This window comes from Croceifilum oryzae, from assembly GCF_030814315.1.
Taxonomy (GTDB): Bacteria; Bacillota; Bacilli; order Thermoactinomycetales; family Thermoactinomycetaceae; genus Baia; species Baia oryzae.
This window is the reverse complement of the sequence record NZ_JAUSUV010000001.1, coordinates 134,312-148,850: the sequence shown is the minus strand read 5'-3', so window position 1 is coordinate 148,850 and position 14,539 is coordinate 134,312. Positions and strand designations below refer to the sequence as shown.

The 14,539-nt window shown below is 40.8% G+C and carries 12 protein-coding genes, 1 tRNA gene and 1 other RNA gene; 4 read left to right on the top strand and 10 right to left on the bottom strand.

All coding sequences use genetic code 11. From position 1 onward, the window contains the following. Positions 1-126: 126 nt before the first annotated feature. A complete protein-coding gene (locus tag J2Z48_RS00715; protein ID WP_307250015.1) occupies positions 127-3,042 on the bottom strand; it encodes an MMPL family transporter in 2,916 nt (971 codons plus the stop codon). A gap of 15 nt (positions 3,043-3,057) precedes the next feature. Then, positions 3,058-3,510, bottom strand: a complete 453-nt coding sequence (locus J2Z48_RS00710; RefSeq protein ID WP_307250013.1) for a MarR family winged helix-turn-helix transcriptional regulator — start codon at positions 3,508-3,510, stop codon at positions 3,058-3,060. Between the two features lie 215 nt (positions 3,511-3,725). Here J2Z48_RS00710 and J2Z48_RS00705 point away from each other — a divergent pair, with 215 nt between their 5' ends. Continuing rightward, positions 3,726-4,589 (top strand): DUF421 domain-containing protein, encoded by an 864-nt coding sequence (locus J2Z48_RS00705; protein WP_307250011.1) that lies wholly within the window; start codon positions 3,726-3,728, stop codon positions 4,587-4,589. 40 nt (positions 4,590-4,629) lie between these two features. Here J2Z48_RS00705 and J2Z48_RS00700 read toward each other — a convergent pair whose 3' ends face one another. Then, complete coding sequence (locus tag J2Z48_RS00700) at positions 4,630-6,255, bottom strand: long-chain fatty acid--CoA ligase (protein ID WP_307250402.1); 1,626 nt, start codon at positions 6,253-6,255, stop codon at positions 4,630-4,632. 345 nt (positions 6,256-6,600) lie between these two features. Here J2Z48_RS00700 and J2Z48_RS00695 point away from each other — a divergent pair, with 345 nt between their 5' ends. Both J2Z48_RS00695 and J2Z48_RS00690 read left to right on the top strand, forming a co-directional pair. Next, a complete protein-coding gene (locus J2Z48_RS00695) occupies positions 6,601-7,356 on the top strand; it encodes an ABC transporter ATP-binding protein (protein ID WP_307250009.1) in 756 nt (251 codons plus the stop codon). Then, entirely contained in the window at positions 7,346-9,298 is a 1,953-nt protein-coding gene (locus J2Z48_RS00690; RefSeq protein WP_307250007.1) for an ABC transporter permease, read from the top strand. The genes J2Z48_RS00695 and J2Z48_RS00690 overlap by 11 nt, the downstream gene beginning before the upstream one ends. A gap of 6 nt (positions 9,299-9,304) precedes the next feature. On the opposite strand, the gene J2Z48_RS00685 is transcribed toward J2Z48_RS00690, so the two are convergent. The 4 genes from J2Z48_RS00685 to J2Z48_RS00670 all read right to left on the bottom strand — a co-directional run bounded on the left by J2Z48_RS00685 (position 9,305) and on the right by J2Z48_RS00670 (position 12,420). Next, the gene (locus J2Z48_RS00685) at positions 9,305-10,288 is read right to left on the bottom strand and encodes a sensor histidine kinase (RefSeq protein WP_307250005.1); all 984 of its coding nucleotides are present in this window, start codon (positions 10,286-10,288) and stop codon (positions 9,305-9,307) included. Continuing rightward, positions 10,285-10,998, bottom strand: coding sequence for a response regulator transcription factor (locus J2Z48_RS00680; protein WP_307250003.1), 714 nt, complete (start codon positions 10,996-10,998; stop codon positions 10,285-10,287). Before J2Z48_RS00680 ends, J2Z48_RS00685 begins: the two co-directional genes overlap by 4 nt. Before the next feature lie 86 nt (positions 10,999-11,084). Further along, positions 11,085-11,855: an alpha/beta hydrolase gene (locus J2Z48_RS00675; RefSeq protein WP_307250001.1), complete on the bottom strand. Its 771-nt coding sequence runs from the start codon at positions 11,853-11,855 to the stop codon at positions 11,085-11,087. A 145-nt stretch (positions 11,856-12,000) separates the two neighbouring features. Further along, positions 12,001-12,420: a GNAT family N-acetyltransferase gene (locus J2Z48_RS00670; RefSeq protein ID WP_307250000.1), complete on the bottom strand. Its 420-nt coding sequence runs from the start codon at positions 12,418-12,420 to the stop codon at positions 12,001-12,003. Positions 12,421-12,581: 161 nt separating this feature from the next. Between J2Z48_RS00670 and J2Z48_RS00665 the strand changes: the two genes are divergently transcribed. Then, positions 12,582-13,190 (top strand): hypothetical protein, encoded by a 609-nt coding sequence (locus J2Z48_RS00665; protein ID WP_307249998.1) that lies wholly within the window; start codon positions 12,582-12,584, stop codon positions 13,188-13,190. 90 nt (positions 13,191-13,280) lie between these two features. On the opposite strand, the gene J2Z48_RS00660 is transcribed toward J2Z48_RS00665, so the two are convergent. The 3 genes from J2Z48_RS00660 to smpB all read right to left on the bottom strand — a co-directional run bounded on the left by J2Z48_RS00660 (position 13,281) and on the right by smpB (position 14,379). Next, positions 13,281-13,356: transfer RNA gene (locus tag J2Z48_RS00660), tRNA-Thr, on the bottom strand. Positions 13,357-13,467: 111 nt separating this feature from the next. Beyond that, positions 13,468-13,831: a transfer-messenger RNA gene (gene ssrA / locus J2Z48_RS00655) on the bottom strand. An 80-nt stretch (positions 13,832-13,911) separates the two neighbouring features. Next, a complete protein-coding gene (gene smpB, locus J2Z48_RS00650) occupies positions 13,912-14,379 on the bottom strand; it encodes an SsrA-binding protein SmpB (protein ID WP_307249996.1) in 468 nt (155 codons plus the stop codon). Between the last annotated feature and the right edge of the window lie 160 nt (positions 14,380-14,539).

The following is a 14,539-nucleotide window of genomic DNA, read 5'->3' as shown; positions in this document are numbered from 1 at the left end:
TATTGTTTTAATTTCTATAAATTATTGAACACTTCCTCTTATGACCTTCACTTGTCATCATTTAGACAAATAAAGAAACCCTCTAAGGAGGTTTCACCTACTTACAGGGTTTTTCTCTACATTTATTTATCTGCGAAACGGCCACCAGTTTGCTTCCCCAAAGTTTTTAACCAGTACAGGGATCAAGAATGGTAACACAACAAAGGTGTACAACAATAATCCTGTTAAAATAATCGAAGCAATTTGCATGAGTGATAGCATGCCTGAAGGGATCATCGCCGCAAATGTACCACCTAAAATGATAGCCGCAGAAATAATAACTGTCCCCATCTTCTTCATTGATAACAGCATCGCATCGGCAACCGTTAAGTCTTGATACTCATTAAATCGATCCATGAGGAAAATACTATAATCTACTCCGAGTGCCATCAAAATGACAAAGCTAAAGAATGGGACAACCCAACTAATTCCACTATATCCCAAGATATCAATGAATAAGAATTCGTTCATTCCCATCGTCGTATAATACGTGAGAAGTAGAGAACCGAGGATATAAGCCGGCATGATGATCGAACGGAATACAAACACCAAGATAAGCCCAATTCCCATTAACATAAGCGTAACCGTACGAGCATAATCTTGATTCGACATTGTGTTCAAATCCGCGCTAGCACTGGTAATTCCACCTACGGCCACGGTAGCGTTTTCTAGCTTCGTTCCTTTGGTCGCCCGTTGTATCGCATCTTTGACATCCTCTATCTGATTCATCGTCTCACGAGCGTACGGATTTGTCTTAAACACTACATCCAACGTCATCGTCTTCCGATCGGGAGACAGATAGACATCTAACACTTTTAGAAAGTCTTTATTTTCTAGCACATCATCGGGGATGTAAAATCCATCGACACCTGAGGAATCCGTCAAGCCGGTCAGATAGTTTTGTGCATCTCCCAAGCCACCTGATATCTTATCTAACCCTTTGGCACCTTCAGCAAGGCCGGATGATAGCTTTCCAAGCTGTCCCGTAAGTGCTTGATACTCTTTCAGCAGCCTTTTTTGACCATTATTAATGTCAGATAAGCCTTTGGTCAGTTGGGGGGTATTCTTCACGATTTCCCCTTGTCCGTTTGCTAATTGCTTAGAGCCTGCTATTTGCTTATCGACTCCTTTGATGAGTTTGTCTAAGCCCGTCACTAGCTCTTTTTGCTTTGTAATCATGTCTCCCAAACTATCATTGGCATGCTCTATTTTTGACTTTAACTCCACTACTTTTGGCGATTGCTCTAACCCTTGTAATCCTAGACTAACCTCTTTGTATATTTGGTAAATCCCTTGATAGCCACCAAGCAATCCCTGTGCACCTGATTTTGCCTCCTGAAGCCCCTTCTTCACTTCCGTGGAAGCCATAGTTCCTTGACGAATGCCATTATCCACTTCAGCTAGCCCTGACTGCAGCTTCGATAGCCCTTCTTGAACACGGGAAGTACCGCTAACCAAGTCATTAATCCCGCTCACGCCACGCTGAATTTGGGGCTCTTGTTTGGATAGCTCTTCGCTAGTCTTATGCAGTTCATCTGAGACCTTGGAAACACCCTCTTTTCCTTTGTCTACTCCTTCTTCCAGCTTTTCTGACTGCTTCGTAATCAAGAATTCCTCCAGGGGCTTCCCTATCGGTCGTGTAACCGAACGAACAGATTGTACCAAGTTTACTTTCTCTAATGATCGACTGATGTTTTCTGTAATGTAAAGATAATCATTTGAATCCATACGTTCATCGTTCTTTAATACCACTTTTGTCGGCATGGATTCCCCGGCTCCAAAGCTATTTTCGATCATATGAAATGCCTTGACTGGCGGGGCATCCTTGCTAATTTCCTCTAATGAATTAAAAGTAAGTTTGCCTTTATACGCGAAGATAAAGGGGGCACAGATAATCGCCACAACGAGTAACGAAAGAATGGGTCTTGATAGAGAAAATTTTCCCACTGCTCCCCATAGCTTACTTTCTCTATGTTCCAATTTCTTCTTCGCTGGCCAATAGATTTTCTTGCCAAGTACCGCCATAAAAAATGGCACCAGTGTAAACAAAGCAAGCAATAAAACAGCAACTCCAACGGCTACTGCCGAAGCAGATCGATACAGATTGAATTCCGAAAATCCAATCGCAGCAAAACCAACCATCACTGCCAGTCCGCTAAAGAGAACGGTACGACCAGCGCTTTTGTATGTCTCTACAATCGCGGAGGTCACACTCCTACTATCGGATAGTTCCTCCTTAAAGCGACTTAAGAGCAAAATACAATAGTCTGTTCCTATCCCAAATAGGATCGCTACTAAAAACATTTGTGTGTTGTTGGAAATAGGGAAATCAAATCGATCGATTAAGATCGATACGATTGATTGGGAAGCAAGGTACGAGAATCCCACAGTTAAAAGTGGAATGATAGGTGCCACGGCCGAACGGAAGACCAGCAATAGAACAATCAGAATAAAGGCAACGGTAAATCCTTCTGTCTTTTTTACACCTTCTTCCGATGTTTTCATCAATTGATCCGTAATCATCCAATCACTCGTAAATTGATGCTGCACCTTAATTCCGTCTAACGCTTTCGATAGATCTTGGCTCAGAGCAGACAACTTCTTGTCCCCCTTATGTACGCTGAGCGAAGCCAAGATTGCCTTGCCATCCTTTGAAACCATCGTATCTTTCAACTGGCTGTCTTTAAAATGTGTCGCAATCTTTTCGATTCCAAGCGATTCCTTTTTCTGTTCCAAGAGGTCAATCGCTTTTTTCGCTTCCTGTATATCACTCTCGGTTAGTTTATTGTCGTTATAAAATACAAGAGCTACTTGTGAACTGTTTTTTCCATCCGTCTCGACTAGTAACTGTGATGCAATCTTAGAAGAGTACCCATTTGGAACTTCAATCTTTCCCTTTTCACGCACTAAATCAGCCATATTGGGAGCCATATAAAACAACCCCACAATCAATAAAAGCCACGCTAACGCAACCCACCAACGACCTCTAATAATCGTTTTCAATTCCGTTCCTCCCATCTATTTATGTTTGTTTATATCCTCTAGGACTCGATGTAGTTTCTGGTACGTACGAAGAAATTGTTCAAGCTCCTCTTGTTCAAAGTTGTTCAATATAGAATCCACAAGGTGATGAATCCTCTCTTCCGTTTTCATGTACAACGCTTTTCCTTCTTCCGTCAGCGTTAGATACACAACACGGCGATCTTTCTCATCTCGTGTCCGCTGAATCCACCCTTTCTTCCACATGCGATTGATCATTGCTGTAATCGCACTTTTCTTCACCTGAAACTTTTTCGCTAAATCAGAAGGAGTACAAGATTTGCTTTGATAGATATAACGAAGAGTATAATGTTGATCACTTGTCATATCGTCATTCATTTGATCTCTGACTAGGGATTCCCCACTCTTATTAACCGAGAATGACAACTCTATATACTGATCGATTAGGTGTTTAATATCGATAGGAGGCACGTTTCCTCATCACTCCTTTTATATATTCCACGGATCAATAGTTCATTCATTTAACTATTAATCCATTTAACTATATGATTACATCAGTTAATCGTCAATTCATTTTTCCGTTCGTTTTCAAAATAGACATACGTTCTGCTCGCCTCATTTTGAATAATATTCCATGTGCATATGCATAATATACCAATCTATATCGGGAAAAGAGGGCTTGAGCGATGCCTCCATGGTTAGAAATCATTATACGCACCTTATCTGCGATTATCTTTTTATTTATCGTTACGAAAATACTAGGCAAACGACAACTGTCCGAGCTTTCTTTGTTTGAGTACATTACTGGAATTACAATTGGTAACTTAGCTGCATCGCTCTCTATCGACTTAGATGGTCGTTGGTATCAAGGAGTCGAATCACTAGCAGTATGGACACTTGTAGCAATCGGGATTGAGTATGTTACACTGAAAAGCAAACGATTACGAAATGCATTAGATGGTAGGTCCACTTTCATCATTAGAAATGGACAAATCCTAGAAGAGAATCTCGGGAAAGAAAGAATTACAGTAGATGAACTAATGGAACAACTACGATACAAAAATATCTTTTCCCTTAGCGATATAGACACGGCCATTCTAGAGCAAAACGGAACGTTAAATGTATTGCTTAAAAAAGAGAATCAACCGATCACCCCCAAAATGCTAGGAATAAAGGTTGAGAAAGAATTATATCCAGAGGTTGTCATCTCAGACGGATGTATCATGGAAGAAACGTTAACTGGAATGGGCTTGTCTAAGAAATGGTTAACGTCAGAGCTTCAAAAACGTCGTTTAAAAGAAGCAGATATATTTCTAGCACAAGTAACTTCAAGCGGAAGTTTATACACCGATTTGTACCAGGATAAGATCCACCCCATACACGTAAATGAGGGTGAAAAAAATCTCCTCTATACTCTGTTAAACAAGTGCGAAACTGATCTAGCACTTATGCATCTATCCACTAAAGACCCTAAGGCGAAAAAAATATATAAACAATCAGCTGAACAATTACGAAGGGAAATCAAGAATCTCAAGCCCTTTTTAAAATAGAAAAAACATGGCAAAGTGATCTCTGCCATGTCTTTTCACGTTAATCAATAACGGTTGTGCTCCCTACATAGTAATCTTGCCACTGCTCACGAAGCTCTCGCTTGAGGAACTTTCCTACTCCCGATTTCGGAATCTCATCTACAAACACAATATCGTCTGGAATCCACCACCTAGCAAACTGAGTGTGTAAAAATTGGAGAATCTCTAATTTGAGATTTTGCCCCTTATACAAATCCTTTAAGACGATACATGCCAATGGACGCTCCTCCCATTTTTCATGGGGAATCCCCACCACACAAGCTTCAAAAACGGCTTCATGTGTCATAAGAGTATTCTCTAGATCAACGGATGAAATCCACTCTCCACCACTCTTAATTAAATCCTTCGTTCGATCCACCACTTTGATAGAACCTTCCTCATCTACCGTTACAACGTCCCCTGTATGAAGCCATCCGTCTTTAAATGTATCGTCGCTTCGCTCATCTCGATAATATTCGCTTGCAATCCAAGGACCCCGAAGTAACAGCTCGCCCATCTCTCTGTCATCCCATTTTACTTCGCCCTCTGCTCCCACTACTTTCATCTCGGTTCCCTGTACCATGTATCCTTGTCTCGTCAGTGATTGGATGCGATCTTCCTCAGAACCATCTTGATAGCTTTTTAATCTCGCAAATGATACTAGCGGGCTTGTCTCCGTCATACCATACGCATGATAAAATGGAACTTTCCACTTCTCTTCAAAAGCTCGTACCATCGCGAGTGGTGCTGCTGAGCCACCGCATAACACACCACGCAAGCTAGAGAGATTATAAACCTTCTGCTCTAATTCCTTCAGTAACCCTAACCAGATGGTCGGAACACCACCTGTAACGGTAACCTGCTCTGATTCAATCAACTCAGCCAGCAATTGAGGAGTGAAATAAGGTCCTGGTAAGACCTGAGTACTCCCAAACCATACACATGCAAACGGTAAACCCCACGCATTCACATGAAACATCGGCACGACGGTTAAAACTGTATCCCTTTCCGAAACGGCTGTACTATCCGCCAAACCAAGAGCCATCGCATGAAGGACGATACTACGGTGGGTATAAACCACCCCTTTGGGATTCCCGGTTGTAGCCGATGTATAACACATACCCGCCGCTTGATTCTCGTCTTCTATTGATGGGAACGAAAAAGCAGGGTCTGATTCTGCTAAAAGTGTCTCATAAGAATAGAGTGGCTTTAAAGGAGAGTCCGGGAGATCTGTATTAGACATGAGCACAAACGCCTTTACAGTAGAAAGATGTGGCGCAATTGCTTCTACAAGTGGAAGAATATCTGGATCAATCAGGAGAACGTTATCTTCCGCGTGATTGATAATATAAGCGATCTGTTGAGGAGACAGCCGAATATTAATGGTATGCAGGACAGCTCCTATGCTGGGAATCGCAAAATATGCCTCTAGATGGCGATGATGATTCCACGCAAGCGTCCCCACCCGATCCCCTTTCTGGACTCCTAGCTTTTCTAATGCATGGGCAAGACGACGTGTTCTTTGCGAAATCTCTCCATACGTAAAGCGATGAATACCCCCAGCTGTTCGAGAAATCACTACCTTCTTCGAAAAATAACGCTCTGCATGTTCAAACATCATAGGTACAGTAAGTGGAACATTCATCATCATGTGCATCTGCTCCTTTGATTGGTAATGAAAAGTTCAGTTTAATCGGAAAATTAACGTCATATGAGAAAATACCCATAGAATACGTACAAAAACGTATTTCTCGTTCATTCCTGATTTGATACTCATGCAATAGTATTAATTCTATTCTTTAAATATAAATTCCTCTTTATGATGCGGTTTTGAGTAGTAAGCTTACAAATGTGTAATCGATCTGTTATGCATTTTCGATAGAAATAAGTACATGCATCCCTTAAAGTGTACCTATATTTCGTAATCCGTGTAAAAATAGAAGAAAATGAGAAAATAAGATAACACAAGTTCAAAATAGGGGGCAGGACGAAGATGAATGAACTGGAATTGAAAAAAGTATGTAAAATTTATGAAGGAACTGTCTCCTATCAGGCCCTCGATGATATAGACTTCACAGTGAAAAGTGGTGAATTTGTAGGTGTGATGGGTCCTTCTGGAAGTGGAAAGTCAACCTTACTCAATGTGATCTCCACAAACGATTTCCCTACTTCAGGACAAGTCTTGTTGTTAAACCAAGACCTTCACCGTTTATCGGAAGATTCGTTAGCTCAGTTTCGCCGGTCCAACTTAGGTTTTGTCTTTCAAGATTTCAACCTGATGGACTCACTCACCATACGTGAAAACATCCTTCTACCCCTAGCACTAGAAGGAACCCGATTCTCTGCTATGAAGCAAGCATTACAGGAAATAGCAATGCAATTAAGATTAACCGAGATCCTTGAACGCTTTCCGTTTGAAATATCCGGCGGTCAGGCTCAACGAGTAGCCATCGCACGTGCAATCATTCATCGGCCTTCCCTCTTACTCGCAGACGAGCCTACAGGGAACTTAGATTCCCGCTCATCTCACGATGTATTAAGCGTCTTAGAACAGATGAATCAAGATTTCGGTGTAACCATTTTAATGGTGACACATGATCCTATCGTAGCTAGCCATTGTCACCGTGTCATCTTTATTAAAGATGGGCGGATTTATAACGAAATGTACCGTGGAGAAAAGCAACAAGATTTTTACCATGAGATTTTAAATGTACTTTCATTACTGGGAGGAGCCAGATATGACTTTTAAGCAGTTTGCCTTACGCAATGTACAACGAAATCTCTCCTCCTATTTAGCCTTCTTTATGGCAAGTACCATTTCGGTTATGGTCTTTTTTATCTTTTCAGTCGCTTACTTTCATCCCGATATGCATATAGCAAATAAATCTATGAACTTAACTGTATTATTAACGGCTATCCTACCTTATCAGTATGGATGTTCATTAGTATTTATTTTGTACTCATTTGGAACTTTTCTCCATAGACGGTGGGGAGAATTTGGTGTCCTTCGCCTACTGGGCATCACAGATCAACAATTCATCAAACTAATGTTTTTCGAAAATGTCCTGATTGGTTTCATTTCGATTATCTCTGGAATCCTACTAGGTCTTCTCTTTTCGAAGTACTTCTTTTTCGTCATATCCATGATATTTCAGTTCCGCTTCGAATTTAAATGGAGCTCTACTCCAATTGTGTTAACCTTTATCGCGTTCATCAGTTTATTTATGTTGGTGTCCATTTTATCTCCCTTATTTGTACGCTCCAAAAACGTTTACTACCTATTAACCAAAAGTAGAAAACAAAATCGTCGGCCGAAAGCGCCCCTCTTATCAGCTATATTTGGTATCACGATCGTCCTGTTCCTGTATAGCTTATTAGTGAACACCATCCAACATCAAAATGGACTAAATAACCTATTCCTTGCAAAAGTGGTGGAATACTTAGAGTACGACAACATCCTCGCTATCTTCATCATTCTAACCATTATTACGTATCTCATATTCTCCCAAGTCAGTGCTTTAGGTATCACGTTATTAAAACGAAGTTCGCGCTTTTATTTTCATAAAACTAACTTGCTTTGGGTCTCTAACCTAGCTCATCAAGCAAAGCAGAATGCTCGAAATTTGTTTATTTCTACTGTATTAATCACGATTTCTATCACGTTTACAGCAAGTTTGTATACAGGCTATCTGTATACAGCAGAGCAAGTAATAAAGGACTTCGTCGGTCCTATCTCATATTTATCGTTTCCTCAAGACAAACAGCTAAAAGAAAATATAAATTACATCGATACGTATCTAAAAAAGAATGGATATGAATTTGAGAGAGTCCAAATTCCAGTGCTCGCTTTAAACAAGATCGAGGACCAGACCAGAAATGAACCTGCTATAGCACTTATATCTAACTCCAATTTTAATCAATTGGCTCGTTTTCTAGGTAGGGATATGATTTCTCTAAAGGAAAATGATTCTCTCGTGTTGATTTGGAAAAGTTGGGGACCAGGGACGGATCCTCTAGCTGAGATTGGGTATCAAGAGATGGAAATAGGAGACAGAAAGATAAACGTAATCGAAGTAACGGATAAACCTTTTTTGAATTTCGGGGCACAGATCTACTATGTAATTAGCGATACATTTTATCGCCAAGTGAAAGCAAAGTACCCCACATACACGTTTGTAGAGTATCAGATTCCGAATTGGACTCGTCTAGGGGACTTTAGTGCACAACTCACAGAACGATTTAATATAGGACCTAGGGTAATAAAAACTGCAGCGAATTATTTTCAATCAGATTTGATACACAATAAAACCTATTTCTTTATTGGTTCTTTTATTAGTATGGTCTTCTTCATTGCGGCGATCAGCTTCCTCTACTTCCGCTTATTCGCAGACATCCAAGGAGAAAGAGAAAAGTATCACAACTTAACCAAAATCGGACTCAAACGAAAAGAAATCAGGCGGATCATCACTCAACAATTAGTCATTTTCTTCTTCTCTCCCTTTATCATCGCTTCTGTCCATACTTACATAATTCTTGTTCTCTGGAACCAAGAAAACATAGAATGGGCGCCATTTGATAAAATCCTTCAGGTCATTACCATCTTCGGCGCAATCCAAATTCTCTATTTCATATGGATTCGCTCCAAGTATATTCGTACAGTCTTTCACTACTTGGATCAAGGGAAGAACTGACTTTGCTTATTGCTGGAATACAATCGTTACCTTTGTTCCTTGGTTTAACTCGGATTGAATGTGTACTTCATGTGTTAGTTCATCACAAATCTTTTTCACGAGAAAGAGTCCAATACCCGTCGACTCACCAAATACACGTCCGTTTTTCCCAGTAAAGTACAAGTCAAATACGCGGGGAATGTCCTCCGAGGCAATCCCCACCCCCTGATCGATCACAGACAGATATACTTCCCTGCCCCTCTGACCGATCCGAATCTTGATTCTTTTACTCTCTCCAGAAGTGTAACGAATCGCATTGGTCAGCAATTGAAATAGAACAAATTTTAACCATTTGCGATCTGACGGAACCGTAAATTCTTGCTCTGCTTCGATCACAGGGAAAATTTCCTTTCGAATAAAGAGACGTTTCATTTCATTGATCGTTTCCGTTGCCATTTGATTTAACGAGACTTGTTCTACGTAAAAATCATTTAAAAATGATTTGATGCGCGATAAATATAACACCATGTTTAAACTATGCTCGATCCGATCAATCTCCTCTTGCATATCATCAGCGCTCTCCAAAGCCTCTTCTGCTTGGACAGTTAGCTTCAAGGCAGATAAAGGGGTTTTTAATTGGTGTACCCAGTGATAAATAAAATCGATATGTTCTTGTTTCTCCTTGAGTTCCTCTTGCGAAGCTAAACGAAGAAGACGATGCTGTTTGGAAAACGTTTTTTTCACCGCATCTGTCAGGGGAGTTTGATTTTGAATCCCTAAGAACTCATCTCCTTGGTCCCACTCCTTTTCCAATCTTTGATAGAACGATCTCTCCATTCCAAAGCGGACCAGCAGAAACATGGCAAACGGAAATAAGCTTACTAAAAATATATAAAGGACATTTCCTGTGATCGTCACTGCATCTAAATACCGAAGCGTATAGTATAGGAGTAAGAATTGGAGCACATAGATCAGGACAAAAGGGCTGTATACCTTAAAGAACAACCTCATTCCACGTTTTCCTCCCACGTAACATGAATTCGATAACCCACTCCCTTTACCGTCTCAATCGCATGATCGATCTCTAATTCTTGTAACTTCTTTCGCAGTCTGGCTATGTATACATTTAGTGTGTTTTCACCTATAAATAGTTGCTCATCCCACACATGCTCGAGTAGCTTATTCCTTTTGACAGCCCGGGGATATGCGCCTATGAGCAGATCTAACATATCCATCTCCTTCTTCACTAGGAACAATTTTTGATCACGGAAATGTAACTCAAGTCGTTCTGGGTACAAAATTAACCCATGAAAGAGAATTTCTCGCTCCTTATCTGAGGAAGCGGTCGCAGAAAATTCACCATAGCTACGCCGGATTTGACTCTTAATCTTGGCCATCACGATATCATAAGAAAAAGGCTTCGTAATAAAGTCATCTGCCCCATATTCAATCGCCATGACCTGATCCATCTCCCCAATCCGTGCCGAAACAAAGATAATCGGGCATGAAGAAAGTTGACGAATTCGTTTACACCAATAATAGCCATCATACTTAGGAAGATTGATATCCAGTAAAACAACATGCGGAGAGTGCTTTAGAAATAGATCATCTATCTGGTCAAAGTCATCTACTAGAATTGGTTCATAACCAAATTTAAGCAAGTGATTTGATAAAAGTTGAGCAATTTTCTGATCGTCTTCTACAATCAGTATCTTATACATATGTCGACCTCTCCCTTCCGCAATATACGTTTATAACCAAAAAAATCCTTTACTGGTCATAAAGAATTTCTTCTGATGAAAAATCCTCATTCCTTTTCAATTCGTTTAATGAAATCCTCAACCTCACCGAATAAAACTTTTCGTTCCCGATCCAATGTAATAATATGACAAGACTTCTCAAACCAAGATAATTCTTTATCTCTGGATTTTATATTTGCATAGATATAATCCGCACTCTCAGGCTTTACTGTCTCATCGATTGTCGATTGAACAATGTAGGCAGGTATTTTCACTTCATGCAGTTTCCGTCTTACCTCACGGATCAGCTTTAGAAGTTGAGCGATGCTACCTAATGGAGTTCGGGTAACCGGAATCATGGCATTTTGAATCTGTGCGCTTCTCGTGCTTCTCTTCTGGGATGTATGATATAAGTTAGGAGCAAAAAAATGAACGATCTCTACATACTTCGTCCGCTTATCTTGTATCCAGATAGGCGAACACATGGTAATCACTCCAGCGAGCGGACGGTTCATTGCCAGTTTTAATGCTAATACTCCACCCATAGATAGCCCCGCAGCGTATATCTTCTCCACACCCGATTGCTTAAGGTGGTCATACGCATCTAGAACATCTTGAAACCAGTCATGACGATTTGATTTTTGTAAATCCTCTGGAGTGGTACCATGTCCTTTTAAAAGGGGAGCACACACAGAATACCCTAACTCCTGAAAATATTGACCCATTGGTCGCATTTCTGATGCAGAACCTGTAAATCCATGTATAAGTAAAATGCCTATTTTTCCACCCGGATAATAAAATGCTTCTGGAGAACGCTGAATCGTTTCCATTGTTGTCATCTTCCTCCATTTCCCGCTAAACATATACCATTAGGATAACACAAACATTTTCTCTTTAAACCTGCGAAAGGACAACCATTAGCACTTAAACATGAAGCAACATTTCCCGAGAAATGGAGTGATCATAATAGTTGTCAATCAGGCTTTATTCGTATACCATTACCCAATACTTCTCTTCCAAATCCCCTTCTTCCCTCTCTCTCCTCCAACCATGATCTTCGTAGAACTTCATCGCCCTATGATTTTCTGACACACATTTTAATCGCAATGGTTTCGTCATTTTTTCAATAGAACTTTGGAGCAACTTAGTACCCACGCCTTCCCCAGAAAAATCAGGATGAACAAATAAATTGTGTATAAAGTTATCTGGTAAATACAATGAAGCAAACCCAAGAATGTTATGATCTTCTACTGCTACTAAGATAGATTCTTCTAAAGTATGTTGATCAAAATCCTCTAGAGTCATCTTCTCAACGTCCGCCCAATGAAAGCTTTTACGGCGGGACTCTAAGTATATACGTCTTAATTCAGGAACATCCGCCTCGTGTGCTTCTCTAATTTTCAAACTTTCACTCTCGCTTTCCCAGTAAGTGATTCGTTTTTTACGCTTAAGAAACGTTGGACACAATCCCAATCATAACTTTAAATCTAGCATATAAATATTACACAATGATATAGTTGCACATCATTTATTGTCTGTGTAATCAGATTCTAGGGAGGAAAAACATGCGATTAAATAACTGTGGTAGGCCTCATCCATGCCCCCCTTCTCCACCACGTCTACGCCGAAACTTTCGGTGGAGAGGTCGCTATATTGTTCCCGATCTGAAAATCAATGTGCCTTTTACCTGGCACGCAAACAATGGCAATGTCCAGATGATTGCCGGGAGCGAACATCACCGCATTCACTTTACAAACCTTATCTACAACCATCATCTTTATACCTACACATACAAGTGGCCCGGACTCCAACCAGAGTTCTTGCCACCACTGGAAAGTTGCGCCCCACTCTTCCAATTTAGTTTGAGAGACCTAAACGCCTTCTTTGCCACATCACAGTATGTAGGACCAGAGATCTTATTAGGGAAAATAAAACGATATGTCCATCATTTCCGAGCCAGCGTTGTCGTACCAGAGCTTCCTTCCGGATTCTATCCCCGTCTCCCCGTCTCGTCAGCTGACATCTATGTAGATCAATCAGATTCCACTCAATTTGTACAAGTACTCCACTTCGGTCTCCAAAATATCTATGATCCATCACTCGACGAATGGATTGTCATCAACCAATTTTCCAATCGCCCAGGCAGAGTCATCCTCCCGCCTGTTTGTACCTAATTTCATTTTCTATCTTTTATAAAAAATGCCCTATTGCTTTGGACACAACAAAAAAACCCTGCAACATGAACGGATACAGGATTTCTCTCTTGGTGCTGATGACAGGATTCGAACCTGCGACCTATCCATTACGAGTGGATTGCGCTACCGACTGTGCCACATCAGCGTATGGAATTTTTGACAACATCATCATTATAGTAAGCGGTATCTTGTCCTGTCAATATAAAAAATGGCTCTGTTTTGGTATCAGAGCCATTTGCTTGTTTTTACATAAAGTTGGTGGAGGCGAGCGGAGTTGAACCGCTGTCCGAAGACCTCGCCACATAAGCTTCTCCGAGTGCAGTCGTCGCATTGGGTTGTTTCATCATTTGAACTGCCCAACGACAGGCCTTTCAAATGACTAGCCACTAATGTTTCGCCCTTTAGACAGTAGCCGTCTAAAGCGCTAGCCTACTAAGTTATGAGACCCATCTACGCCACATAGGCGATGGAGCAGTGGATCCTAGTTGCAATTAAGCAGCTAGAGCAAAATTGTTTTGTTTGCCAGTTATAATTGGCGTCCGCGTGTTTAACGAGAAACGCAGCCCCTCGACTCGCTACTTATGCTCGAACAATCCCCGTCGAATCCCATAAACGCCCCCATAGAAGAAGGGTTTAGAGAGAGTTTCTAACAAGTCTCATCTTAACATGTAGAATGTGTCTACTCAATACCAAATGATACCTACTGGTTTTGTTCTTTTAAACGACGGTGAATCTCACGCTGTGCATCGCGTTTAGCGGCTGTATGACGTTTATCGTACAGCTTCTTACCACGTGCTAATCCTAATTCGACTTTGGCAAAGCCACTACGCAAATGGACATTGAGCGGAACCAAGGTAAGACCCTTTATCTTCGTTTGTCCAATCAATTTGCTGATTTCCCGCTTGTGCAATAAGAGCTTCCGCGTACGCGTCGGATCCACATTAAAACGATTCCCTTGCTCAAACGGACTAATATGCATCCCAACGATCCATACTTCTCCTCTGTTGTCCACACGAGCATAGGCATCTTGCAGATTGATGCGACCTTGACGAATAGACTTAATCTCTGTACCAGTAAGTACAACACCAGCTTCAAAAGTCTCTTCAATATGATAATCATGTGTTGCTCTTTTATTACGGGCAATCACTTTTGTCCCTTTGGAGCTCATTGTACCACCACCTAACAGAAAAAATATCGCATTTAACATTTTACCAGATTCCTACTTCTAACGTCAAATGTGAAAGTTAGCATTATTTTTAAAAAAGATCGCTCCTCGTTAAAATGTATACCCGCTCTTTGAAAATCGAAACCCAAGAGCAGGGTGGGGG